The organism is Kamptonema formosum PCC 10802 (assembly GCF_000332335.1).
GTDB lineage: Bacteria > Cyanobacteriota > Cyanobacteriia > Cyanobacteriales > Oscillatoriaceae > Oscillatoria.
Genome location: NZ_KB235952.1, coordinates 63262 through 63662 on the forward strand (window position 1 = coordinate 63262; position 401 = coordinate 63662).

Genomic DNA, 401 nt, shown 5'->3' on the forward strand with positions numbered 1-401 from the left:
TGGCGAATGCGCTGCTGAAGTGGATTCGGAAGATGGACGGTGCGGTGAGTGTGCCGGCGGGTGAAGGGAAGCCGGTGGTGCCGGCAATCTCGTCTTATGAGGAGTTTGAGCCGGTGGGGCTGGAGGTGTATGACCGGCTGAACCGGGACTACAACCTGGACGATCTGGTGCCGATTTACCGGATGCGGCGGGAAATTGGGGAGCGGGTTAGCCGCGAGATGTTCAACAAGTGGCTGATGGAAATGCAAGCCAAGGACATTTTTCAGCTGATGGCGGGAGAAGTGCCAGACATCACCCCCGATAAGCGCCAAGACTCGCTCGTCATTCCCGGAGGCGGATTGCGCTACTACGCCAAGCGCTTGAGTTAATTAGAGTTAATTAGACTGTCCTGAATTCTGTTG

1 pseudogene is annotated in these 401 nt (G+C 56.4%); it reads left to right on the forward strand.

What is annotated here, in order from left to right:
• Positions 1 to 368: pseudogene (locus tag OSC10802_RS43505) on the forward strand (hypothetical protein); the annotation flags it as partial.
• Positions 369 to 401: the final 33 nt, after the last annotated feature.